This is a genomic window from Streptomyces sp. NPDC006193, from assembly GCF_040613915.1.
Classification (GTDB): Bacteria; Actinomycetota; Actinomycetes; order Streptomycetales; family Streptomycetaceae; genus Streptomyces.
Genome location: NZ_JBEXTB010000009.1, coordinates 53,309 through 77,022, shown reverse-complemented (window position 1 = coordinate 77,022; position 23,714 = coordinate 53,309). Strand labels below are relative to the sequence as shown.

Annotated in this window: 18 protein-coding genes and 1 pseudogene; 6 read left to right on the top strand and 13 right to left on the bottom strand. The window is 74.6% G+C overall.

The genetic code is table 11. The features are described from left to right. Positions 1 to 22: 22 nt before the first annotated feature. Genes ABZ261_RS12070 through ABZ261_RS12045 form a run of 6 tightly spaced genes read right to left on the bottom strand, consistent with a single transcriptional unit; the run spans position 23 to position 6,772 of the window. The gene (locus ABZ261_RS12070; RefSeq protein ID WP_356858034.1) at positions 23 to 532 is read right to left on the bottom strand and encodes a flavin reductase family protein; all 510 of its coding nucleotides are present in this window, start codon (positions 530 to 532) and stop codon (positions 23 to 25) included. Continuing rightward, entirely contained in the window at positions 529 to 1,896 is a 1,368-nt protein-coding gene (locus ABZ261_RS12065; protein WP_356858032.1) for a dihydroorotase family protein, read from the bottom strand. The genes ABZ261_RS12070 and ABZ261_RS12065 overlap by 4 nt, the downstream gene beginning before the upstream one ends. Then, positions 1,884 to 3,059: an acyl-CoA dehydrogenase family protein gene (locus tag ABZ261_RS12060; RefSeq protein ID WP_356858030.1), complete on the bottom strand. Its 1,176-nt coding sequence runs from the start codon at positions 3,057 to 3,059 to the stop codon at positions 1,884 to 1,886. The genes ABZ261_RS12065 and ABZ261_RS12060 overlap by 13 nt, the downstream gene beginning before the upstream one ends. Continuing rightward, positions 3,038 to 4,129, bottom strand: a complete 1,092-nt coding sequence (locus tag ABZ261_RS12055) for a PrpF domain-containing protein (RefSeq protein ID WP_356858028.1) — start codon at positions 4,127 to 4,129, stop codon at positions 3,038 to 3,040. The genes ABZ261_RS12060 and ABZ261_RS12055 overlap by 22 nt, the downstream gene beginning before the upstream one ends. Further along, complete coding sequence (gene asnB, locus ABZ261_RS12050) at positions 4,126 to 5,955, bottom strand: asparagine synthase (glutamine-hydrolyzing) (protein ID WP_356858026.1); 1,830 nt, start codon at positions 5,953 to 5,955, stop codon at positions 4,126 to 4,128. Before asnB ends, ABZ261_RS12055 begins: the two co-directional genes overlap by 4 nt. 4 nt (positions 5,956 to 5,959) lie before the next feature. Continuing rightward, the gene (locus ABZ261_RS12045; protein ID WP_356858024.1) at positions 5,960 to 6,772 is read right to left on the bottom strand and encodes a cupin domain-containing protein; all 813 of its coding nucleotides are present in this window, start codon (positions 6,770 to 6,772) and stop codon (positions 5,960 to 5,962) included. 585 nt (positions 6,773 to 7,357) lie between these two features. On the opposite strand from ABZ261_RS12045, the gene ABZ261_RS12040 reads away from it, so the two are divergent. From ABZ261_RS12040 to ABZ261_RS12015, 6 genes are all read left to right on the top strand, one after another. Further along, positions 7,358 to 9,244, top strand: coding sequence for a WD40 repeat domain-containing protein (locus ABZ261_RS12040; RefSeq protein ID WP_356858022.1), 1,887 nt, complete (start codon positions 7,358 to 7,360; stop codon positions 9,242 to 9,244). Continuing rightward, entirely contained in the window at positions 9,241 to 10,497 is a 1,257-nt protein-coding gene (locus ABZ261_RS12035; protein WP_356858020.1) for an MFS transporter, read from the top strand. The genes ABZ261_RS12040 and ABZ261_RS12035 overlap by 4 nt, the downstream gene beginning before the upstream one ends. Continuing rightward, the gene (gene ribA / locus ABZ261_RS12030; RefSeq protein WP_356858018.1) at positions 10,494 to 11,180 is read left to right on the top strand and encodes a GTP cyclohydrolase II; all 687 of its coding nucleotides are present in this window, start codon (positions 10,494 to 10,496) and stop codon (positions 11,178 to 11,180) included. The genes ABZ261_RS12035 and ribA overlap by 4 nt, the downstream gene beginning before the upstream one ends. Continuing rightward, a complete protein-coding gene (locus tag ABZ261_RS12025; RefSeq protein ID WP_356858016.1) occupies positions 11,177 to 12,865 on the top strand; it encodes a WD40 repeat domain-containing protein in 1,689 nt (562 codons plus the stop codon). The genes ribA and ABZ261_RS12025 overlap by 4 nt, the downstream gene beginning before the upstream one ends. Continuing rightward, the gene (locus tag ABZ261_RS12020) at positions 12,862 to 13,824 is read left to right on the top strand and encodes an SUMF1/EgtB/PvdO family nonheme iron enzyme (RefSeq protein WP_356858014.1); all 963 of its coding nucleotides are present in this window, start codon (positions 12,862 to 12,864) and stop codon (positions 13,822 to 13,824) included. Before ABZ261_RS12025 ends, ABZ261_RS12020 begins: the two co-directional genes overlap by 4 nt. A gap of 217 nt (positions 13,825 to 14,041) precedes the next feature. Continuing rightward, entirely contained in the window at positions 14,042 to 17,092 is a 3,051-nt protein-coding gene (locus tag ABZ261_RS12015; protein ID WP_356858012.1) for a BTAD domain-containing putative transcriptional regulator, read from the top strand. Between the two features lie 63 nt (positions 17,093 to 17,155). Here ABZ261_RS12015 and ABZ261_RS12010 read toward each other — a convergent pair whose 3' ends face one another. The 7 genes and pseudogenes from ABZ261_RS12010 to mqnE all read right to left on the bottom strand — a co-directional run bounded on the left by ABZ261_RS12010 (position 17,156) and on the right by mqnE (position 23,684). After that, the gene (locus tag ABZ261_RS12010) at positions 17,156 to 17,362 is read right to left on the bottom strand and encodes a hypothetical protein (RefSeq protein ID WP_356858010.1); all 207 of its coding nucleotides are present in this window, start codon (positions 17,360 to 17,362) and stop codon (positions 17,156 to 17,158) included. A 147-nt stretch (positions 17,363 to 17,509) separates the two neighbouring features. After that, entirely contained in the window at positions 17,510 to 19,450 is a 1,941-nt protein-coding gene (locus ABZ261_RS12005; protein WP_356858008.1) for an AMP-dependent synthetase/ligase, read from the bottom strand. Between the two features lie 253 nt (positions 19,451 to 19,703). Continuing rightward, complete coding sequence (locus ABZ261_RS12000; RefSeq protein ID WP_356858006.1) at positions 19,704 to 20,393, bottom strand: TetR/AcrR family transcriptional regulator; 690 nt, start codon at positions 20,391 to 20,393, stop codon at positions 19,704 to 19,706. Between the two features lie 29 nt (positions 20,394 to 20,422). Beyond that, positions 20,423 to 20,731: a DUF4229 domain-containing protein gene (locus ABZ261_RS11995; RefSeq protein ID WP_356858004.1), complete on the bottom strand. Its 309-nt coding sequence runs from the start codon at positions 20,729 to 20,731 to the stop codon at positions 20,423 to 20,425. Positions 20,732 to 20,806: 75 nt separating this feature from the next. After that, a pseudogene (locus ABZ261_RS11990) lies at positions 20,807 to 21,332 on the bottom strand (GNAT family N-acetyltransferase). 16 nt (positions 21,333 to 21,348) lie between these two features. Beyond that, positions 21,349 to 21,999, bottom strand: coding sequence for a UdgX family uracil-DNA binding protein (locus ABZ261_RS11985; RefSeq protein ID WP_356858002.1), 651 nt, complete (start codon positions 21,997 to 21,999; stop codon positions 21,349 to 21,351). 521 nt (positions 22,000 to 22,520) lie between these two features. Next, on the bottom strand, positions 22,521 to 23,684 hold the full coding sequence (mqnE, locus tag ABZ261_RS11980; RefSeq protein WP_356858000.1) for an aminofutalosine synthase MqnE: 1,164 nt from the start codon (positions 23,682 to 23,684) through the stop codon (positions 22,521 to 22,523). Positions 23,685 to 23,714: the final 30 nt, after the last annotated feature.

The following is a 23,714-nucleotide window of genomic DNA, read 5'->3' as shown; positions in this document are numbered from 1 at the left end:
GGCATTCGCGTGCCGGGCGGGGTCAGGAGGTGAAGCCCCGCTGGTGCCAGACCAGGCCGCCGCGGGCGCCGTCGGCGGCGTCCACCCCGGTGACCCTGCCGATCAGGATCGAGTGGTCGCCGCCGTCCCGCACCGCGTACCGCTCGCAGGTCAGGCGCAGGCCGGCCGCCAGCGCGGGCGCCACGGCCGGCTCCGGCAGCAGCGGCGCGCCGGAGAACCGGTGCTCCGCCGGGCCCGCGAACCGCATCGCCAGGTCCTCGTCGCCGGGGCCCAGGACGTGGACGCAGAAGTACGGCGCCGTGACCAGGGCGTCGTGCGAGCCGGCGCGGCGGTCCAGGCAGACCAGGAACAGCGGCGGGTCCAGGGAGAGCGAGCAGGCGGCGCTGACCGTCATGCCGCGCGGCGCGCCCAGCTCGTCGTAGCAGGTCACCACCGTCACCGGGGCCGCCAGCGCGGCCATCGCGGAGCGGAAGGCCGCCGGGTCGACGGATTCCCCGGCGCCGGGCGGCGCCGCCAGCAGCGGGGTCCTCATCGGACCGCCTCCACGCGGCGGGCGGTCGGCAGCCAGCGGCCGTCCGCTCCGGCGTGCAGGCCGGTGCGCACGTCCCAGGCGACCCGGCCCGCCCGGACGGTGGTGACCACCCGGCCGGTGAAGGTCCAGCCCTCGTACGCGGACCAGCCGCACTTGGAGCGCACGTCCGCCGCGCTCATCTGCCAGCGCTCGGCCGGGTCGAAGAGCACCAGGTCGGCGTCCGCGCCGGGCTCCAGGCGGCCCTTGCCGGGCAGTTCGAACAGGGTCGCCGGGCCGCTGCCCATCAGCCGCACGAGGTGCCGGGCCGCCTCGTCGGCGGGCACGGCGCGGGCGCGCAGGCCGGTCCACAGGGCGACCGCCAGCTCCTGCACGCCGGGCAGTCCGGGCGGGGCGTCGGCCGGCGGGCGGTTCTTCTCCTCGACGGTGTGCGGGGCGTGGTCGCTGCCGGCGGTGGCCGCCTCGCCGTTCAGCACGGCCTGCCAGAGGCGTTCCCGGTCGGCCTCGCCGCGGATCGCGGGCGACAGCCGGGTGCGCGGGCCGCGCCGGCAGGTGTCGGCGTGGGTGAAGGAGAGGTGGTGGCCGGTGACCTCGAAGGTGACCGGCAGGCCCTCGCGGGCGGCGGCGACCAGCAGGTCGACCTCCTCCGCCGAGGAGGTGTGCAGCACGTGCGCGGCGGTGCCGTAGCGGCGGACCAGCTCGACCACCTGGGCGACCGCCACGATGGCGCCCGAGCGGGGGCGGTGCGGCTCGTACTCGGCGTAGGCGTGCGGGTCGCCGCGCCAGGAGTCGAGCAGGTCGAACACGTGCTGGTCCTCGGCGTGCAGCACCAGCCGGACCCCGCCGCGGGCGGCGGCCTCGAAGGCCGCCGCGAGCCGCGTCCGGTCCCGGAAGACGACCGGGGCGGTGTGGTGTCCCGCCATGAACACCTTGGCGGAGGTGGCCACGTCCGGGTCGAGGGTGGCCAGCAGGCCCGGGTTGGCCGGGTCGGCGCCGATGTGGAAGCGGTGGTCCACCCCCGCGTGGCCCGCGATCAGTTCCGCCTTGGCCCGCATGGCGTCCTCGTCCAGGCCCGGCGGACGCGTGTTCGGCATGTCCATCACCGTCGTGACGCCCCCCGCCAGCGCCGCGGCGCTCCCGTGCTCCCAGTCCTCCTTGTACTCCAGGCCCGGCGTGCGGAAGTGCACGTGGGAGTCGATCAGGCCCGGCAGGACGTACTTCCCGGAGGCGTCCAGGCGCGGCCCCTCGGGCAGCGGGTCGTGCGGGCCGAGCAGCGCGGCCACCCTGCCGTCGCGGACCACGACCGCGCCGTCCCGCACCCCCTCGGGGGTGACCAGGCGGCCGCCGTCGACTATCAGCTGTTCCATGACAAGCTCACCAGTTCCCTGCACAGATCGTTGGTCGGTCCCATGAGGGCCACGGCGCGGGCGTCCCGGCCGCAGCGGTTGACGGGGTGCGTCTCGACGTAGCCGGCGGAGCCCAGCATCCGGGCGGCCTCCGCGCACACCTCCTCGGCGCACACCGAGGCGAAGAGCTTGGAGTGGAGCGTCGCCATGCCGGGGTCGGGCGCGTCCCGGCGGCCGGCCCGCTCCACCACCGCGCGGGCCGCCTCGACCCGGGTGGTGAGGTCGACCAGCCAGTGCCGTACGGACTGCTGGGCGAGCAGTCCGCGGCGGGCGGCCTGGTCGGCGGCCGCGTCCAGGGCGGCCTGGGCGAGGCCGACGGCGACCGCGCCGAGCGTGGCCCCGCTCTCGCGCACCCGGGCGATGATGGAGGCCGCGGCGCCGACCGGGCCGAGCCGGTCGCGGTCCGGCACCCGGCAGCCGTGCAGCGACACGAACCCGGTGGCCGAGCCGCGCATCCCGGTCAGCCGCAGCGAGGTGTCCGGCCTGAGGCCGGGGTTGCCCGAGCGCACCAGGTAGAAGGTCTGGCCGGCGGCGCCGTACCCGGTGTCGGGGGCGGTGGACTCCCCGGGGTCCTCGCTCTGGGCGAGGACGAGGTAGACGTCGGCGATGCCGGCGCTGGTGGTGAAGGACTTCGCGCCGTCCAGCAGCCAGTCGCCGGAGGGCAGCCTGCGGGCGGTGGTGGAGAGGTTCTTCTTGTTCGCGCCGGCGCCGGACTCGCTCCACGCGGACGCGGCCAGCCACTCGCCGGAGGCGAGCTTCGGCAGCAGCTCGCGGTGCTGGTCCTCGGTGCCCTGTTCCACGATGCGGCTGGTGACCGCGTAGTGCTGGAACAGCATGATCGAGGCGGAGGCGTTGACCGCGGCGACCTGGGCCACCCGGCGGTTGAGTTCCACCGCGTCGGCGCCCGCCCCGCCGAAGCGGCGCGGCACGGCCAGGCCGAGCAGCCCGGTGCGGCGCAGCACCGCGACCGCCGCGAGGTCGGGTTCGCCGGTGCGATCGGCCTCCTCGGCGGAGCGGGCCAGTTCGGCGAGGCCGTCGGCCAGGCCGTCGGCGGAGCCGCCGGCGGGGCCGTCGGTGAGCGGCCGGGCGGGCGCGGCCGGGTTCACAGGGGCAGTGACAGACATGACGGGTCCTCGGAGCGTGAGCGGTCGGGGGTGAGCGCGGCGGAGCGGGCGCCGGCCGTGAGGTGCACGGCGTTCTCGTAGCGGACGTACTTGTCGGCGACGGACACCCAGCCGAGGCGGGGCGTATCGGCCGGGCCGGTGATGCGGGCCCGGACCCGCAGCGGGCCGCCCGGGGTGCGCAGCCGCACCAGTCCGGAGTCGTGCCCGGCGGCGCGGGCCAGCGACCAGGGCAGGGTGCCCTCGATGCCCACCGCGGTGCCCAGGCAGATCGCGCCGGTCAGCGCGAGGGTGGGGTGCCAGGACGGCACGGACACCGCGCGGACCGCGAGGTCGCCGTCCGGGCCCGGCAGCAGGGCGGCGATCTTCGGGAAGGCGCCGGAGGCGTCCCAGCCCATGTGGGCGCAGACCGCCCGCCGGACCCGGCCCAGCAGGCCGAACAGCTCGTCCCCGGCGGCGAACAGCTCCTGCGCGTCGCGCACGCCGAGGTCGCCGGCGCCGACGAAGACGTACGGGTTGCCCATGTCGACCAGCGACACCGGCAGCTGCCGTCCGTCGACCGTCACGCGGGTCACCGCTTCACCGGTGATCAGCAGGTCGCCGACCGGACGGGCCGGCGTGCACAGGAAGTGCGCGGTGAACCGGGTGCGGCCGGATCCCGTCTCGTCGGTCTCGCACACCACGTGGTCGCCGTTGTTGAGCACGTTGACCCGGACGCGCCGGCCCGGCTCCAGCGGCTCGATCATGCCGTCCCGGGCGGCGGCCTCGACGGCGGCGAGGATGGAGTGGCCGCAGGACCCGCGGGTGTCGAAGCGGTCCCGGCCGCCGGGCAGCGACTGCACGAAGTAGTAGTCGAGGTCGAACAGCGGGTGGGCGGAGGGGCGGACGACGGCGTTCTTCAGGACGGTCCGCCGGGTCTCGGCGCCGAGCCCGTCCCGGACCCGGGCCAGGCCCTCCAGCAGGGCCTCGTCACCGGGGGGAAGGCGGTCCGCGTCGACGACGAGGGTGGGACACGGGGCGCCCTCGGCGTGCACCAGGTGGGCCGCGCCGGCCCGTGCGATCGTGGCGTTCACCGTGCCTCCTGGCGTGCCGGGGCGGACGGGTGGGAGGCGCCGAAGAACTGGTCCCGCCACATCTGGTGGGTCATCAGGGACCACAGGGCGAGGGACACCCGGTCCGAGGGGCGGGACGCCTGCTCGGTGAACAGGTCCTCGACCGCCTCGGGGCGCAGCCGGCCGTCGGCGCGCAGCACGGCGGGCGCGAGGGTGTCGCGGGCCAGGTCCCACAGGGCGGCGCCGGGCCGGAGCATGGCGGTGATCGGCAGGGTGAACGGCTGCTTGGGCCGGTTGAGCACGCTGTCCGGGACCAGTCCGCCGGCCGCGGCGTACAGGGCGCGCTTGACCCCGCCGCCGGTGATGCGGTGCTCGTCGGCGAGCGTGGTGGCGTAGCGCACCACGGACGGCTGGCAGAACGGCAGCCGCACCTCGACGGAGCTGGCCATGCTGAGGTGGTCGACGCGGCGCAGGTGGTAGGCGGGCAGCCGGTAGCGCTGCTCGACGGCGCACAGCCGCTGCAGCCGGGTGCCGGGGCCGTGGTGGAGCGTGGTGAGCAGGTCGTCCGGGAGCGCGGGGCCCCGGTCGGCGACGGCCGCCGCGTAGGCGTCGGTGTACAGCCGGGCGCGCAGGGCGGCGGGGACGGCGGCGAGGTGGTCGAGGTAGGCGCCGACCCAGCCGGGGCCGCAGGGCGCGTTGACCGCCTCGGTCATCCGGGCGTAGCCGCCGAAGAGTTCGTCGGCCGCGTCACCGGTGAGGGCCACCTTGAAGCCCGCGTCGCGCACCGCGCGGAACAGGGCGAAGGTGCTCAGGGTGATCGGGTCGGCGTTGGGCTGGCCGAGGTGCCAGACGACGTCGGACAGCAGCTCCGGGAAGTCCGCCGGGTCGATCTCCACCTGGTGGTGGACGGTGCCCGCGACCCGGGCCACCTCGGCGGCGTAGGCCCGCTCGTCGAAGGGCCAGTCGCCGGAGTAGGCGATGTTGAAGGTGTGCAGTCCGGCCCGGTCCCGGGCGGCCAGGGCGGTGACCAGGCTGGAGTCCAGGCCGCCGGAGGTGATCGCGGCCACCGGGGCGTCGGCGACCAGCAGCCGGGAGACCTCGCGGGTGAGCAGGGCGCGCAGTTCCGCGCCGGTCTCGTCGAGGGTGCGGTCGTGCGGCTCGGCGGTCCGGGCGGTGGCCCGCACCCGCATGCGGGGGCCGTCCTCGCGGGTGACGACGAGGGTCGCGGCCGGCGGCAGCACGTCGATGCCCTCGAACATGGTGCGCTCGCCGAACGGCGTCTTCAGCGCCAGGTAGGCGTCGAGGCCGAACGGGTCCTCGTGGGCGGGGACGTCGGCGAAGCCGAGCAGCGCCGGGATCTCGGAGGCGAAGCGGAACCGGCCGGTGGCCGCGTCCCAGGTGTGGTAGAGCGGCTTCATGCCCGACTCGTCGGTGGCGATGACCAGCCTCGGCTCGGCGCGCAGGTCCATGACGGCGACGGAGTACATGCCGTCCAGGTGCTCGGGGAACCGGTCGCCGTAGACGTGGTAGAGGGCGGGCAGCACGGAGCCGTCGCAGCGGTCGGTGAAGGTGAAGCCCTGCCGGGTGAGCCGGGCGCGCAGCTCGTCGTGGTTGTACAGCTCGCCGTTGAAGACGACGGTGACGCCGTCGAGGTGGTACGGCTGGTCGCCGCCCTCGGGGTCCATGATGGACAGCCGGTTGTTGCCCAGGGCCCAGTCCGGGTGGGCGGGCCCGGTGCCGGCGGTGAACGACTGGGCGTCGGGGCCGCCGTGGTGCAGCAGGGCGGCGACCGTTCTCAGTTCCCGGTGCGCGGTCCGTGCGTTGAAGGTTCCGTAGATGCGGCACATGGCGTCAGATCACCTCGCTGGAGACGCCGGCGGCGTCGTAGAGGGCCGGGTCGAAGGGGGTGGGGCCGCCGCAGGTGACGAACCGGCGGGCCTCCGGGCCGGTGTGCGGGTTGCGGGCGCCGTGCAGCACACCGGGCGCGGCGTAGAGCACGTCGCCGGCGGCGACGTCGACCCAGCGGTCGACGAGGTACATCTGGCCGACGCCCTCGAAGGCGATGAACGCCTCGTCGGACTCGGGGTGCAGATGGACGTTGAAGGTCTCGCCGGGCTGCTGGATGCCGCAGTGCAGGCAGAGCTGGCAGCTGCCGGAGCCGGGCCAGAAGACGAAGTTCATGGCGGCCCGGCGGCCCTCGGCGGCGACCTGCCCGGTGCCGGCGAAGCCCTGCAGCCGGGTGGTCTCGTCCCACAGGGAGGAGAAGACCTTCGGGTCGGCGCCGGGGCGGCGGCCCGGCCGGAGGGGGGACCGCCACACGTACACGGTCATGCCCGCGGCGTCCGCGGTGAGGGCCAGGGCGCGTCCGGTCGGCGCGTACGCGGCGGAGGCGGGCCCGGCCGGGCGGCTCTCGCCGTCCACGGCGATCCGGCCGGAGCCGGCGAAGACGACCGCGGTGTTCTCCTCCTGCAGGGTGCGGGGCGGGCTCCAGGTCTCGCCGGGCGCGAGGCGGGCCACGTGCAGCGTGACGAAGGTGGCGCCGGCTTCGGGACTCACGGGGGTGGCGACGGTGGTGCGCATCCCCTCCTGTGGCGCGAAGTCCAGTTCGCCGGAACGGATGATCCGGGCCTCGCCCAGGTACGTCGCCGTCCGCGTCGTTGTCATGGATGACTCCAGGCTCGTACGTCGCATGCGTCGTGCATGTCGGGTTCGTGCCGAGCGTCACGGAGGGCCGTACCGGTGACGTACCCGGCCGCTCCCGGCGGCGGGCGGCGGAACGGGAGCCACCGGTAACCGGCCGGGACCGAGTCGGGAAGGCCGGGGGGCACCGTGGCTGCGTCGCCGGGACACGGCGGCAGGGACGAGCTCCCGAGAGGAGGTACGACCATGATCCGCAAGCCGGTCCGCCGGGGCGTCAGCTCCCGCAAGAACGTGCTCGCCTGACGGCCGCACACCCCGTCCCGACCAGTTACGGAGAGGAGGTGCAGCCGTGATCCGCAAGCCGGTCCGCCGCGGTGTCAGCTCCCGCAAGAACGTCCTCGCCTGACGACCCGACCTGTCCCGGCCGGCCCCGGACGGAGGAACAGCCGTGATCGGCGAGAAACAGCCGTGACCGGCGGGCCCGTCCGCCGGGGCGACGGCTTCCGCACACCGGTGGCCGGGTAGTCCGGGCCCCTCATGTGGCGGGCACTGCGGCCTCCGCGTGCCCGCCACCGCCTTTTCGAGCAACCACCCTCACAGGAGCCTGAAATGGAGTTGACCGACCGCGTCGTGCGGATCGTGCACGTACCGGGGGCCGGGCTGCTGGCCGCCGACGTGACGGGCCGTATCCACCTGCTCGACGAGAACCTGAGCGTCCTGAGGTCCTCGTCCGCCCCGACGGGCAGCGTGGCCGCGGGCCACGCCCCGGTGTACACGATCACCGCGGCCGGCGACTGGGTGGTGGGCCGCGACAAGCGCGGCACCCTGCTGCGCTGGCGGCTGGACACCCTGGACCTGGTCGACGTCCTGGACGCCGACCGCACCGCCGACCGCGCCGGGCTGATGGAGGACGAGGAGCCCTCGCCGGTGATGAGCCGCGGCATCGCCGTCCACCGGGGCAAGGTCTACGTCAACAACGGCTACCGCCAGTTGGCCGTGCTGGACCTGGAGACCTTCGCCGTCGAGCGCATCGTGCCGAACTTCGCCGGCCATGTCCCGGTGGAGTGGTTCTGCCAGGACCACCCGGAGGTCGACGCGGCCTCCGACAAGGCGGGCCGGGTCTTCCTCGGCGACCTGGAGACCCTCGACTTCCCCACCGTCGTCCAGGCCGACGGCGGCAACATCCACCGCATCCTGTACGACCCGCTGCACCACCGGTTCTGGGCCACCCAGGACGACGGCGTCGACGAGAACGACAACATCGCCAACGGCGTGCTCACGCTGGACGCCCGCGGCAACGTCACCGGCCGGCTGCTGCTCGCCCGCGACGACGTGGAGTTCCTGGCGTTCTCGCCGGACCACCGCACGGTGTACGTCGGCGGTTTCGACGGCGAGCTGCACCTGCTGGACAACAGCACACCGGAGCTGAAGGTGGCCTCCACGGTCGGCGGCTTCTCCCATCAGCTCACCGACTTCGCCGTCGGCGACGACGGCACGGTCTACACCCTCACGCAGGACGGCGAGATCCGCCGGCTGACCGCCGACGGCACCCGCGTCCTGGCCCGCGCCCCCTTCCGGCGGCAGTGCGTGTGGGACATCCGGGCCTCGGTGGACGACCCGGCCGAGCTGTACGCCGCCACCGACGACGGCGTCGCCGTGCTCGGCGTGGTCCCCGACGGCATGGGCGAGCCGCGCCTCGACGTGCGCGCCCACCACAGCCACGGCATGGGCTTCACCCGGCGTGTGGTGCCACTGCCCGGCGGCTGGGCCGGCATCACCCGCGACCGGTGGGTCTTCCGCGCCCGCCGGGACGGCACGCTGCTGTGGCGGCGCCGCCTCGACGCCCTCGGGCACACCGTCGCCGGCTCCCCCGACCACTCCCGTCTGCTCGCCTGCCACAACGACGGAGTCGACGAGATCGACGCGGCCACCGGCGAGCCGGTCGCCCGCATCGACATCGGCCGGGCGTCCGCGTGGGCGGGCTGCTACCTGCCCACCGGCGAGCGGGTCGTCGCCTCCAGCAACGGGGAGGTCGCCGTGTACCCGGCCGAGGGCGGGGAGGCGCTGCGCCGCTTCGGCACCGGCGAGTACCCCAAGCGGATGTGGGCCGACGGCGCCGACGCCGTGATCATCACCGGGGAGAACGGCGTCAAGCGCGTCCTGCTCGCCACCGGCGAGGTCACCCACCGCTGGACCGAGCTCCTCGACAACACCGTCGAGAACGGCGCGCTGCTGCCCGACACGGTGTACGCGGTCTCCTACGGCGCCCAGATCGCCGCGTACGACCGGCGGTCCACGGAGATCACCGCCCTCGTGGAGGACCTGCCGGACTTCGCCAAGGCCCTCGCCGCCGTGCCGTTCGGGGACGGGCACGTGGTGCTGGCCGGCGGCCGGGGCGGCTGGATCCGGCTCTTCCTTCCGGCCGGCCCGGACCGCAAGGCGCCGCTGACCCGGGTGCGCGACCTGCTCCTGCCCCGGCAGAGGACCACGCCGTGAACGCGGCGGCCGCCGAGCGGTCCGCGCCGTCGCCCTGGCGGGACCGCCGGTTCCAGATCTTCGCCGCCGGCAACGTCGTCAACAACGTCGGCGAGGCCGTCTACGCCGTCGCCCTGCCCCTGTTCGTCTACGAACGCACCGGCTCCCTCACCGTGATGTCGCTGCTGGCCGTGCTGACCCCGGCGACGCTGCTGCTCGCCCCGGTGCTCGGCGCGGTCGTCGACCGGTACGGCGCCCGGGTCCTGGTGGTGCCGGGACTGCTGGTGCAGGCCGCCTCGGCGGTCGCGATGAACCTGACCGGCCTGGCCGGACAGGCCCCCGTCTGGCCACTGTTCGTCTTCGGCGCCCTGGTGCAGATCGGCGGCGCCGCCTACCGGATGGGCTGGATGACCGGTGTGGCGCACATGTTCCCGGACAACCCGGTGCGCTCGCGGGCCAGCCTCGGCAGCCTCTACACGCTCACCAACGTGGTGGGGCCGCTGCTGGTCAGCGCCGCGCTGCTGTGGATCGGCTACACCGGCCTGCTCTGGCTGAACGTGCTCACCTTCTTCGCGCCGATCGCCGTGTGGTTGATGGGCGTCCGTCCGCCGCGGCAGCGGCCCGCGGGCGGGGACGACGGGCTGCTGCGCGGCCTGGCGGACGGCCTGCGGGTGATGGGGACGACTCCCGTGCTCCGGCACGCCGTGCTGGTGTTCGTGCCGATGCTGCTGGTCGGCACCACCGGCACCATGACCCTGTCGCTGTTCCGGCTCCAGCACGACTGGCAGCTCTCGCCGCGGACGGTCGGCCTGGTCCTGGTGGCCGTGCGGATCGCCGGGGTCCTCGGCACCGTCCTGGTCTCCGAGCGGCGGACGTTCCCGTTTCGGGCGATCGTCCTGGCCGGCACCGTCGGCATGGGCGGGGCGCTGCTGCTGATGGCGTCCGGCTCGCTGCGGGTGTTCGTCCCCGCGATGGTCGTGATGTTCGGCTTCCAGGCCGCCCTCGGCGTGGCCAGCGACCTGATGGTGTTCGCGTTCGTGCCCGCCGACGCCCTGGGGCGGGTCGGCGGCATCGTCGACCTCGTCCTCGGCCTGCCGGTCCTCGCCGGGCCGCTGGCCGTCCCCGCCCTCGCCGACGCGCTCGGCGCGTCCGCCACCTTCCTCGCCTTCGGCTGCCTCCAGCTCGCCGGCCTGCTCTGGCTGTGGCGCACCTGGGGGCAGTGGGCGCCGACCGCACCGCTCGACTCGTCCCGAGAGGAGGCCGTCCCGGCATGAACGACGGCACCGACACCACTGGGTCCGACGGCCGCACGGCCGTCCGCGCCCGGGTCCCGGTCACCCTGCACCGGGCCGGGCAGCGCACCGCCGACCTGGTCACCTTCACCGCACTGCCGGACCGCGAGGAACACGTGGCGGTGGTCGTCCCCGGCCCCCGCCGCACCGTCCCGCTGGTGCGGCTGCACAGCGAGTGCCTGACCGGCGACGTGTTCGGCTCGGCGCGCTGCGACTGCGGCCCCCAGCTCGAGGAGGCCCTGCTGCGGATCGCCCGGGAGGGCGGGGCCGTGCTGTACCTGCGCCAGGAGGGACGCGGCATCGGCCTGTACAACAAGCTCGACGCGTACCTCCTGCAGGACCGCGGCAGCGACACGTTCGAGGCCAACCGGCTGCTGGGCCGGGGCGAGGACGAGCGCGACTACACGGCGGCGGCGCAGATGCTGCGCGCCCTCGGCCTGACCCGGATCCGCCTGCTGACCAACAACCCCGACAAGGCGGCGCAGTTGACCGACCTGGGCATCGAGGTCGTCGAGACCGTGCCGACCGGGGTCTACCTGACCGGCGAGAACGGCCGCTACCTCGAGGCCAAGGCCCGGCACGCCGGCCACACCCTGCTCGTCCCGGACGCGCTGCCCACCGCGTCCGCCTCCCGCACCGACGACCTGGAGGTGTCTGTCCTGTGATCCGCCACAACGGTCCCATCAGCGGAGTCGCGGCCCACGGCGGCAGGTTCGTGGCCACCGCGGGCTACGACAACCAGCTCGTCCTGTGGGACGCCGCCACCCGCCGGGCGCTCGCCCGGGCGGTCCACGACCACCTCGCCAACCAGGTGTCCTTCAGCCCGGACGGCCGCCACCTGGTCTCCTCCTCCAGCGACTACACCGCCCGTCTGTGGTCGGTGCCCGACCTGAAGCTGCTGGCGGTGCTCTCGGACCAGGAGGACGACGTGGAGATGTCGGCGTTCCACCCCCGCGAGCCGCTCATCGCCACCGCCTCCCGCGACCACCGGGTGCGGGTGTACGACTTCGCCGGCACGCTGCTGCACACCTTCGCGGGCCACACCGCCGACGTCATCTCCGTGGAGTGGGCGGCGGACGGCGACGAGCTGGTCTCCTCCAGCGACGACGGCACGGTCAAACGCTGGTCGCTGCGGGCCGGCGGGCTGGTCGGCGACACCGATCTGGGCGGCGTGGAGACCGACACCATCGCCGTCGCCCCCGACGGCACGGTGTACGCGGGCAACGACGAGGGCGAGATCGTGGTGCTCGCCGCGGACGGCACCACGGCCCACCGCGCCCACGAGGCCGGCGTCAAGCGGCTGGTGCTGGACTCCGCCCGGGGCCGGATGGTCAGCCTCAGCTACGACCGGACCCTGCGGGTGTGGGACGTGACGCGGGGGCTGCGGCCGGTGGCCGCCTCCACCTTCCCCGCCGAGGTGTGGCCGCGTTCGTGCGCCTTCCTGGACGGCGACACGCTGGCGTTCGCCACCTTCGGGTCGTCGTACGCCGTCCACCGCATCGCCGACGGCGCCTGGGACCTCGACCACGTGGAACCCACGCACGGGGTGAACGCCGTCGCGGTGCACGAGGGGCGGCGGCTGACCATCGGCGACGCCGGGATCCTGCGGGCGGACGGGGCGCCGGCCGCCGAGACGGGCAGCCTGTGCAACTTCCTCACCCCGGCCGGCGGGCGGGTCTTCAGCGGCGGCCAGACGGGCACCGTCTTCGACGCGCTGACGGGCGAGGCGCTGTACCAGCACCGCTCGCCCCTCAACTGCGGCGCCGCGTTCGAACGCGACGGGGTGCCGCACGTGGTGATCGGCGCCTACACCGGCGAGGGCCTGGTGTTCTCGGTCCGGCCCGACGGCGCCGTCGAGCACGAGGCGACGCTGCCGCTGCACTCCGGCGCGGTCAAGGGGGTGGCCGTCTCCGGCGGCCGCATCTTCGCGGTGTGCGCGGACGCGGCGGCCTCCTGGTTCTCCGTGGCGGACTTCTCCGAGGCGGGCCGCGTCGACGCCGCCCACGGCCGGATCGCCAACGGCTGCGCGGCGCTGCCCGGCGGGCGGTTCGCCAGCGTCAGCCGGGACCGGGTGCTGCGGCTGTGGGACGGCTTCACCGCGAGCGCCCACCCCACCCCGCACGACCACTCCGTGAAGTGCGTCGCCGCCTCGCCGGACGGCCGGTACGTGGCCACCGGGTCGTACAACGGCCTGGTCGCCGTGTTCGACACCGGGTCGGGCACCTGGCCGGTGGTGACCCGCCCGACCACGTCGGGCGTCTCCTCGCTGTGCCACGACCCGGGCCGGGACGTCTTCCTGGCCGGCTCCTACGACGGGCGGGTGTACGAGATCCCGGGAGGCGGGCGGTGAACCCGAACCTGGTCGGCGACCGGGAGGCGATGGGGCTGCCCGACTCGTTCGTGCAGCGCGCCCCGTCGGAACCCCTCGGGCGCCACCGGGACCTGCTCACCGCGTCCCCCGCCACGCTGGCCGCGGTGGCGGCCGCCCCGCACGAGGAGTTCTCCCGGCGGCACGCGGCCGGCACCGTGCTGGGCCTCCTGGGCGATCCGCGCATCCGCGTCCTCGACCCCGAGATGGTCGACGTGCCGGCGGCCCGGGTCACCGTGGGCCTGCCGCCGGAACGGGTGGCGGAGGTGACCGACCGGTGGCGGCACGTGGGCGTGGCGGAGGAGTGGATCGCGAAGGAGTGCCCGGCCCACGAGGTCTCCGTCGCGGCCTTCCGCATCGCCCGCTATCCGGTGACGAACAGCGAGTACCGGGTGTTCCTCGAGGAGACGCACTCGACGTGGCTGCCGCGGTCGTGGCCGTTCGGCGTCTACCCCCGCCAGCTGGCCAACCACCCGGTGTGGGGCATCCCGGCCGAGGCCGCCGACGCGTACGCGGCCTGGCTGTCGCGGCGCACCGGCCGGCGCTTCCGGCTGCCGTCGGAGGCCGAGTGGGAGTACGCGGCCTCCGGCGGCGACGGCCGTGAGTTCCCCTGGGGCGACACGTTCCGACCGGAGTGCGCCAACACCGTGGAGGCGGGCCCGCTCACCACCACCCCGGTCGGCGTCTACCCCGCCGGGCGCAGCCCGTTCGGCCTGGACGACGTCGCCGGGAACGTGGAGGAGTTCGTCGCCGACGACTACCGGCCCTACCCCGGCGGCGACCCCCGGCCGGACGATCTGCTGCTGACGCAGGGCGCGTACCGGGTGGCGCGGGGCGGCAGCTTCACCCGGTACGGCGATCTGACCCGGTGCAGCAGGCGGCACGGCTGGTACGACAAGCCCATCTACGCGATCGGGTTCCGGCTGGCCGAAACGCCGTGACGCGCACCGCCCGGGCCGGCGCCGGACGCGACCGGCCCGCCGGCCCCGCCCGGGCCGGTCCCGTCACGTCCCCCCGGCGCGCGCAAGCCCGCCGCGCACCCCGCGAACAGATGTGTCCGGGATCACATACCGCATACTTCAAGTAATCACTCGGACACCTAGGATGGACCCGATCTTCTCCGGTGGACGCGAGATCCGGGGGCTGGGGGAAAGGTCCATGGCGTTGGGGGAGTCGGGGCGTCCTGCCATCAAATTCCACATACTGGGCTCGCTCGAGGGCTGGCACGGGCAGCAGCGGCTCAAGCTGGGCAGTCCCATACAGGAGCGCGTGCTCGTCACGCTGCTGCTGGAGCCTGGCCGAATGGTGCCGGTGTCCCGCCTGGTCGCCGCGGCCTGGGACGACGAGCCGCCGCAGACCGCGGCGCACCAGGTCCGCAAGGCCGTGGCCGCGCTGCGCAACCGCATACCGGGCGGCGCCGAGCTGATCGTCACCGACGGCACCGGCTACCGGGTCGTCCTCGACGAGGACCAGCTCGACCTGCACCTGTTCAACCGGCACGCGCGGCTCGGCCGGGAGGCGATGGCCGCCGGGCGGGCGCCCGAGGCGGCCGAGGAGCTGCGCGCCGCGCTCGACCTGTGGCGCGGGCCGATCCTCGCCGGCGCGGGCGGGTCGGTGCTCTCCGCCGCCTCCGCCGCTTTGGAGGAGCGGCACATGGCGGTCGCCGAGCAGTACCACGAGCTGCGCCTCGACATGGGCGAGGCGGCCGAACTCGTCGGTCCGCTGCGGGAGCTGGTCACCTCCCATCCGCTGCGCGAGACCCTGCGCGGCCAGCTGATGCTCGCCCTGTACCGCTCGGGCCGGCAGGCGGAGGCCCTGGAGGAGTTCGGCCGGGTCCGCGATCTGCTCGTCGAGGAGCTCGGCATCGACCCCGGCGCCGAACTCACCAGGCTGTACGAGGCCATCCTGCGCGACAGCCCGGAAGTGGCGCCGCGGGCGCCGCAGTCCGTGTCCGGCCGCGGGGTGCCGGCGCCCGCCGCCCAGGACGACCTGCCGCCGAAGCTGGAGCAGCCGCCCCGGACCCTGCCGTACGACCTGCCCGACTTCACCGGGCGGGAGGCGGAGCTGGGCCGGATCGTCGCCGCCGGCCGGGCCCCGGGACGGGGCGCGGCCCGGCTCCTCGGCATCGACGGCATGGGCGGCAGCGGCAAGACCGCGCTCGCCGTGCACGCCGCCCACCGGCTGGCCGAGGACTACCCGGACGGGCAGCTCTTCGTCGACCTGCGCGGCTTCAGCCCCGGGGAGAAGCCGCAGGAGGCCGGTACGGTCATCGACTCGCTGCTGCGCAGCCTCGGGGTGCCGGACGACCGGATGCCCGACGGCCTGGAGCGCCGGATCACCCTGTGGCTCAACGTCTGCGCGCAGCGCCGGCTGCTGCTGGTCCTGGACAACGCAGTGGACGCCGCGCAGATCCGGCCGCTGCTGCCCGCCTCCGAGAGCTGCCTGGTGCTCATCACCAGCCGGATCCGCATGCTCGACCTCGACGGCGTCGAGTGGATCTCCCTGGAACTGCTCTCCGGCGACGACAGCGCCGCCCTGCTGACCCGCACGCTCGGGGAGGAGCGCACCGCCGGCGAACCGAGGGCCGCGGCCGCTCTGGTGCAGCTCTGCGGGGGCCTGCCCCTGGCCCTGCGGATCACCGCCGCGCGCCTGCGCAACCGGCCCCGCTGGACCATCCAGTACCTCGTCGACCGGCTGGCCGACGAGACCCGCCGGCTGCACGAGCTCAGCGCGGGCGAGCGCAGTGTGGAGGCCACGCTGCGGCTGTCGTACCAGGCGATGGAGGAGGACCGGCGGGCCGCCTTCCGGCTGCTGGCGGTGCATCCCGGCGGCACCCTCGACGTGCACTCCGCGGCGGCGCTGCTCGGCGGCGACGTGCACGAGGCCGAGGACGCCATGGAGCATCTCCTCGACATCCACCTGCTGGAGCAGCCGGAGATGGGCCTGTACAGCTTCCACGACCTGGTGCGCACCTACGCGATGGCGCTGCGCCGCGACCAGGACGACGGCCAGGACGCGGTGCGGCGCCTGGCGTCGTACTACGTGACGGCCAGCGAGGCCGCGTGCGACGTGCTCTTCCCGGGACGGTCCCGGTACGACTCCGGCGCGCCCCAGCAGCCGTGGGAGCTGCCCGGGATGGACGGCGCCGAGGAGGCGCTGCGCTGGTTCGGCCGGGAGCACGAGGCGCTGCGCGCCGTCGTGGAACGGGCGGGCGCCCACGGGCTGCACCGCGACGCGGTCGTCCTCGCCCGGAACTTCATGTTCTACCTCAACCTGCGCGGGCACCACGAGGAGTTCGGCGCGATCAGCCGGATCGCGGTGGCCTCGGCGCGGGTGCTCGGCGACCCCCTGCTGCTGCGGGTGAGCCTCGGCAACCTCGGGATCGCCCACTGGTGGCTGGGCGCCTTCCAGGACGGCATCGAGGTGACGGAGGAGGCGCTGCACCTGGTGACGGCCGACGACCACCGGCCCACGACGGCCTTCTGCCTCGACGTGCTGGGCCTGCTGCACAGCGCCCTCGGCAACTTCGAGCGGGCCTGCGCCCATCTGGAGCAGGGCATCGCCCTGCACCGGGAGATCGGCGTGCCGCGCATGGAGGCGGAGGCGCTGGTCAACCTCAGCTCGGTGCTCACCTGGTCCGGGCGGTACGCGGACGCCGCCCGGCACGCGGCCCGGGCGACCGAGCTGAACCGCAGGCTGGGCGAGCGCGGCAACGAGATCACCTCGCTCACCTGGCTGGCGCTGGCCCACCTCGGCCTCGACGAGGAGGAGCGGGCGCGGGTCTGCCTGTCGCAGGCCCTGGAGCTGTGCGACGAGGCCCTGCAGCCCGGGAACGTGGCGTTCGTGCACGCGCACTGGGCCCAGCTGTGCCAGCGGCTGGGCCAGGATCAGACCGCCGCCGAGTACGCGGACCACGCTTTGGAGCTGGTCGCGGCCCGCGGCACTCCCCTGCGGCAGGCGGCGGTCGCCAATGTGGTGGGACTGGTCCGGCTGCGCCGCGGCGAGGCGGACCGGGCGATGGAGCTCCACCGGCACGCCCACCGCCTGGCCTCGGCCGTGGGCTACCGCATCGAGACGGCCCGCGCCCTGCACGGGATGGCCCGGGCGGCCGAGGCGCTGGGCGACGAGCCGCAGGCCCGGGCGCACCGCCGGGCGGCCGAGGAGCTCTACGACGCGATGGGCGTCGCCGAGGAGGGCCGCCGGCTGTGACGGCCCCTCGTCCCGGCCCGCACCGGACCCGGACGGCGCGGACGGTCAGGCGGGTCGGGCCGGTCAGGCGACCGCGCTGCCCGGTCCGCGGCCGTCGCCCGGGACCGCGACGCCGATCACTCCGGGGCCGCGGCCGTCCGCCAGGACGGTGGTGGCGGCGGACCCGGGGCCGCGGCCGTCGGCCTGTGCGGTGGCCGTCGCGACGGTCAGCAGCGCCAGTCCGGTCACCGTCACCACGGCCGACCTCGTCCGCAGCGTGATCCTGCGCATTTCTCTACCCCCTGTTGTCTTCGGTGAGGTCCCGTCCCCGGGACGTCACCGATACTGCGGGGGGCCGTTACCCGCGCCTTCCCGAGTCGTTCCCCGCACTCGGAAGCCGTCCGGTATCACCCTGGTGCCGGGTACCCGCTCCGGGTGTCACCGCAGGTAGAGGCCCTCCACCTCGGCGGCGAAGTCCCGCAGCACCTGCTCCCGGCGCAGTTTCATCGACGGGGTGAGGTGGCCGGCCGCCTCGGTGAGGTCCACCGGCAGGACCGCGAAGCGGCGGATGGACTCGGGGCGGGAGACGAGCCTGTTCGCCTCGTCCACCGCTCGCTGCAGGACCGCGGTCAACTCCGGGTCGTCGGCGAGGAGTTCCGGCGGCACCGGATGCCTGCCGAGCATCCGGCGCCAGTGGGTGATGCCGTCGGGGTCGAGGGTGATGAGCGCGGCGACGTACGGGCGGCCGTCGCCGACCAGCATCACCTGGGAGATCAGCGGGTGCTGGCGCAGCCAGTTCTCCAGCGGGGCCGGGGCCACCGATGTGCCGCCCGCGGTGATCAGCAGTTCCTTCTTGCGGCCGGTGATGGTGAGGTAGCCCTCGTCGTCCAGTTCGCCGAGGTCGCCCGTGGCCAGCCAGCCGTCGCGGGTCGCGGGGACGACTCCGCCCGCCTGCGGGTCCCAGTAGCCGCGCAGCACGTGGTCCCCGGCGAGGAGGATCTCGCCGTCCGCCGCGATCCGCACCCGTGTGCCGGGCAGCGGCCAGCCGACCGTGCCCAGGCGGGGTCTGAGCGGCGGGGTGGCCGTCGCGGCGCCGGTGGTCTCCGTGAGGCCGTAGCCCTCGAAGATCTCGATGCCCGCGCCCGCGTAGAACGCGGCGAGGCTCCGGCCGAGCGGGGAGCCGCCGCACAGGGCGTACCGGACGCGGCCTCCCATGGCGGCGCGGATACGCCGGTAGACGAGGGGGTCGTAGCAGGCGCGGGCCGTTCGCAGGGCGCGGGTCGGGCCGTTGCCGGCGCCGGTCTGGCGGGCCTCCAGCGCCTCGCCGTAGCGCCGGGCCACGGCCGCCGCCCGGTCGAAGAGAGTCGTCCGGCCGCCGGCCTCCGCCTCGGCGCGTGCGGAGTTGTACACCTTCTCCAGCATGTAGGGGATGGTCAGCAGGCAGGTCGGCCGGAACGCGGCCAGGTCCGGGAGGAGGTCGCGCGGGGCCAGGCTGGGGGCGTGGCCGAGCCGGACGCGGGCGCGCACGCAGGCGACGGCGACCATCCGGCCGAAGACGTGCGACACGGGGAGGAAGAGCAGGACCGACGGTTCCTCGCCCTCGGCCTTGAAGACCGGGTGGAGGAGTGCGATCGCGTTGTCGACCTCGGCGAAGAAGTTGCCGTGCGAGAGGGCGCAGCCCTTGGGGCGGCCGGTGGTGCCCGAGGTGTAGATCAGCGTGGCGAGCGTGTCGGGGCCGAGCATGCCCCGGCGCACGCCGACCTCCCCGTCCGGCACCTCGCCGCCCGTCTCGGCGAGCCGGGTCACGTCGTCCTTGTCCATCACCCACACATGGCGCAGGTCGGGCAGGTGCGCGCGTTCGGGGCCGAGGGCGGCGGCCTGCGCGGCGGTCTCCGTGACCAGGGCGACCGCGCCGGAGTCGTGCAGGATCCAGCGGGCCCGGAAGACGGAGGAGGTGGGGTAGACGGGGACCGTGACCAGGCCGGCCGCCCAGGCGGCGAAGTCGAGCAGGGTCCACTCGTAGGTCGTGCGGGCCATGACGGCGATCCGGTCGCCCGGCATCAGGCCCTCGGCGATCAGCCCCTTGGCCACGGACTGCACCTCGGCGGCGAAGCGGGCGGACGTCACGTCCGTCCAGCGGCCGTCGGGGCCCTTGCGGCTGAGCACGGCCGCGTCGGGGGCCGCCTGCGCGTTCTCGTACGGCAGGTCGGCGAGGGAGCCGTGGGTGACCGGGGCCGCGAAGGGCTGGACGGACGCCTCCCGTACGGCGCCGTCCAGCCGCCGCAGCTCGGGCGTCACCAGGACCGGGCGGCCGTCGTGGTCGGTGGCGTCGACGGGGGCGCCGGAGGAGACGGGGGTGTGCGGGTACGGCGTGGACACGGGCGGCTCCTGAGGCGTGCGTGCACCTGCGGCGGGCCCTCACGGAAAAGAGGGGTCACCGCTGGTCGGCAGGTGATCGTACGGGTCCGCTGTGAGGGCGTTGTGCGGGTTCGTCGATGGTCCGGAGCCGGGGATGTGCAGCGTCGGGGGTTATGTGAGGGGCGCTCACCTTCGTTCTGGGCGCCGGAGGCCGGGGGTGTTCAGGAACGGCGGGCCGGATCCCCGCCGGCGCGGCGCCCGACTGTCCGCGGCGCTACCGCGGTTCGGCCGGCGCGGACCACGCCTGGCCCCGCATCAGATTGCCCAGACCGGCCCACGCGACGTTCATCAGGGTCGCCGCGGCCTGCCGGGCGGTGACGCCGGGTGTGGCGTTCGCCCAGGCGGCGAGCGACTCGGCGGCCCCGACCAGCGCCTCGGCGAGCCCGGCCGCCTCGTGCCCGGCCGGGCCGGCGTCCTGGGGGGCCTTCCCCGCCCCCACGCAGCCGGGCGACCGGGACTGCGCCTCCCGGGCCGCGACCGCGACCAGGCGGGTCACGAACGCGACGATCTCCGCGCGCATCGCGGCGGCCTCGGCGGCGAAGGGCTCCCCGTGCGTGCGGGCCTGCAGATGCAGCACCGACCAGCCGTCGGGGTGCTCGGCGGTGTGCGCGAAGAACGCCCGCAGCCCCTCCCAGAGCTGCCGGTCAGCGGGCAGCCCCGGCCGGACCCCCGCGCGGACGGCCTCGGTCAGGGCCCTCGCCTCACGGCGGATGCAGGCGGTGAACAGCTCTTCCTTCGAGTTCAGGTACAGGTAGACCAACGGCTTGGACACGCCCGCGAGTTCGGCGATCTCGTCCATCGAGGCGGCCGTGTAACCGCGCCGGCCGAAGACGCGTACGGCAGCGTCGAGCATCTGCTGCTCGCGCACCGCCCTCGGCATCCGTTTGGTCTTGACGGCACCCATGAGGGCCAGCCTAGGCCCTGCTGAAACCCCTAGCGGGGCGCGGCGGCCCCGCCCTGCGCGCGCGACGCGTCGTCGTCCACGTCCTCCTGGCGGCGGTCGGCGTCCAGGCCGGCCTTCAGGCGCTCGACCCTGGCCGCGATCTGCACCGAGGCCCGGTCCCGCTCCTTGCGCAGCACCACCCAGCTGACGGGCGCCGACAGGACGAGGGCGAGCAGCAGCACCCACAGGCCGTTGGAGTCGCCGAAGCCGCGCGGGAAGACGCCCGAGTAGACGGCGCCCCAGACGACCACGAGGCAGCCCGCGAAGATCCCGAGGCGCATCAGCGTGTAGCGGAGCATCTCAATCCACCCGTCCGATTCCATAAGGGGTCATCGTCCAGTGAAGCACGCCCCACGGGTGGGCATGCAGGGGGGTCAGCCGAGCGGCAGCAGCATGACGACGTCGTCGCGGTCGTCGCCGGGCGCGACCCGGATGGCGCCGGGGACGCGGCCGACCTCCTTGTACCCGCAGGAGGCGTAGAACCGCTCCAGGCCGAGCCCGCCCCGGCAGGTCAGCCGGACCGCCTCCACCCCGTCCATGCCGCGGGCCGCGTCCGCGGCGGCGGCCAGCAGGTCACGACCGTACCCCTTGCCCTGGTGCCGGGGGTGCACCATCACCGTGCAGAGCCACACCCAGTGCGTCATCAGCCGGTGCGTGTTGCGGGTGAGGAAGGCGGCCGCGGCCACCGCGCCGTCCTCGTCGCGGCCGACCAGCAGCCGGGTGCGGCCCTCGGCCATCTGCACGAAGTGCCGCACCAGCTCCGGCCGGATCTCCTCGCGCGTCACCGGGGGGGACGAAGCCGACGGCGCCGCCCGCGTCCGTGACGTCCGCCCACAGGTCGAGGATGCCGTCGCGGAGGGCCGGGGTGACCGCGGGGTCCATCGTGAAGCCAAGGGGCATGCCGGCATGCTATGCCTCACCCGAGGGCGCGGGCGGCCACCCGCAGATCGGCCACCAGCCCCTGGAAGGCCCCCTCCCGGTCGTCCGCCCGCAGCACGGCCGACGGATGCACGGTCGGCACCAGCCGCTCCGCCCGGCCGTGGATCTCCTCCTCCACCACGGTCCCGCGCACCTGGCTCACCCGGAACGACGACCCGAGCAGCGCCTTGCCGGCCGTCGCCCCCAGCGGCACGATCAGCTCGGGCTCCACCAGCGCCAGCTCCGCCGCCAGCCAGGGGGCGCAGGCGGACATCTCGCGCAGGCTCGGCGAGGCGTGGATGCGGCGCTTGCGGGGCTCGGCCCGGGTGAACTTGAAGTGCTTGACCGCGTTGGTGACGTAGGCGTCCGCCGGGTCGATCCCGGCCTCCTCCAGGGCCCGGTCCAGCAGCTTGCCGGCGGGGCCGACGAACGGCCTGCCCCGGCGGTCCTCCTGGTCGCCGGGCTGCTCCCCCACGAGCATGACCCGGGCGGCGGTGTCCCCGGCGCCGAACACCGTCCGGGTGGCGGCGCGGTGCAGGGGGCAGCCGCGGCAGCCTGCGGCGGCTTCGCGGAGGGCGGCCAGATCGGCGCCCTCGGGGACGAAGGGTGCGGCCGTGTACCGGTCCTCGGGAGCCTGCGCGGTGGGCATACCGGCCGGGTACCCGCCGTCGGCCACGGCCAACGCCCCCCTGCCGGGCACGGGCGCGTGTCCGAGGCCGTCCGGCGGGTGCGGGTCCGTCGTGGTCGCTCGCGCAGTTCCCCGCGCCCCCTCCGGGGCAGGGCCACACGGCCGTGCAGCGGGTGCGGGTCCGTCGTGGTCGCTCGCGCAGTTCCCCGCGCCCCTTCCAGGGGCGGCCCGCACGACCGGCCGACACGTGCGGGTTCGTCGTGGTCGCTCGCGCAGTTCCCCGCGCCCCTCCAGGGGCAGGCCCGCACCACCGGCCGACACGTGCGGGTCCGTCGTGGTCGCTCGCGCGATTCCCCGCGCCGCCCTCCGGGGCAGGGCCACACGGCCGGCCGGCGGGTGCGGGTTCGTCGTGGTCGCTCACGCGGTTCCCCGCGCCCCTCCAGGGGCAGGCCCGCACGACCGGCCGACACGTGCGGGTCCGTCGTGGTCGCTCGCGCGGTTCCCCGCGCGCCTTGGGGCGGGGGCGCCGCGTTGTGGTGGGGTCAGACTCGCATCGGCTGGGGGGAGTCGCGGCGTGCCGGGTCGGGGCCGTCGTACTCGCGGATGATCTCGTAGCGGGTGTTGCGCTCCACCGGGCGGAAGCCCGCGTCCCGGATCAGTTCCAGCAGGTCCTCGCGGGTCAGCTTGTTCGGCGTGCCGAAGTTGTCCGCGTCGTGCGTGATCTTGTACTCGACGACCGAGCCGTCCATGTCGTCGGCGCCGTGCTGGAGGGCCAGCTGGGCGGTCTGCACGCCGTGCATGACCCAGAAGACCTTGACGTGCGGGACGTTGTCGAAGAGGAGACGGGAGACGGCGAAAGTCTTCAGGGCCTCCGCGCCGGTCGCCATCCGGGTGCGGGCCTGGAGGGTGTTGCGCACCTTGCCGTCCCGCACGTCCACGAAGTCGTGCTGGTAGCGCAGCGGGATGAAGACCTGGAAGCCGCCGGTCTCGTCCTGCAGCTCACGCAGCCGCAGCACGTGGTCGACCCGGTGGCGGGGCTCCTCGATGTGGCCGTAGAGCATGGTGCACGGGGTCTTCAGGCCCTTCTCGTGCGCCAGGCGGTGGATGCGGGACCAGTCCTCCCAGTGGGTGCGGTGGTCCACGATGTGCTGCCGGACCTCCCAGTCGAAGATCTCGGCGCCGCCGCCGGTGAGGGACTCCAGGCCCGCGTCGATCAGTTCGTCGAGGATCTCCGACGCCGACAGCCCGGAGATGGTCTCGAAGTGGTGGATCTCGGTGGCGGTGAACGCCTTCAGGGAGACGTTCGGCAGGGCCTTCTTCAGCTCGCGCAGGGAGCGCGGGTAGTACCGCCAGGGCAGGTTGGGGTGCAGGCCGTTGACGATGTGCAGCTCGGTGAGGTTCTCCGACTCCATCGCCTTGGCGAGCCGGACGGCCTCCTCGATGCGCATCGTGTACGCGTCCTTCTCGCCCGGCTTGCGCTGGAACGAGCAGTAGGCGCAGGAGGCCGTGCACACGTTCGTCATGTTCAGGTGCCGGTTGACGTTGAAGTGGACGACGTCGCCGTTCTTCCGGGTCCGCACCTCGTGGGCGAGCCCGCCCAGCCAGGCCAGGTCGTCCGACTCGTACAGCGCGATGCCGTCCTCGCGGGTCAGCCGCTCGCCGGAGCGGACCTTCTCCTCCAGCTCGCGCTTGAGCCCGACGTCCATGTCAACACCTTTCCACGACAGCTCGACCCA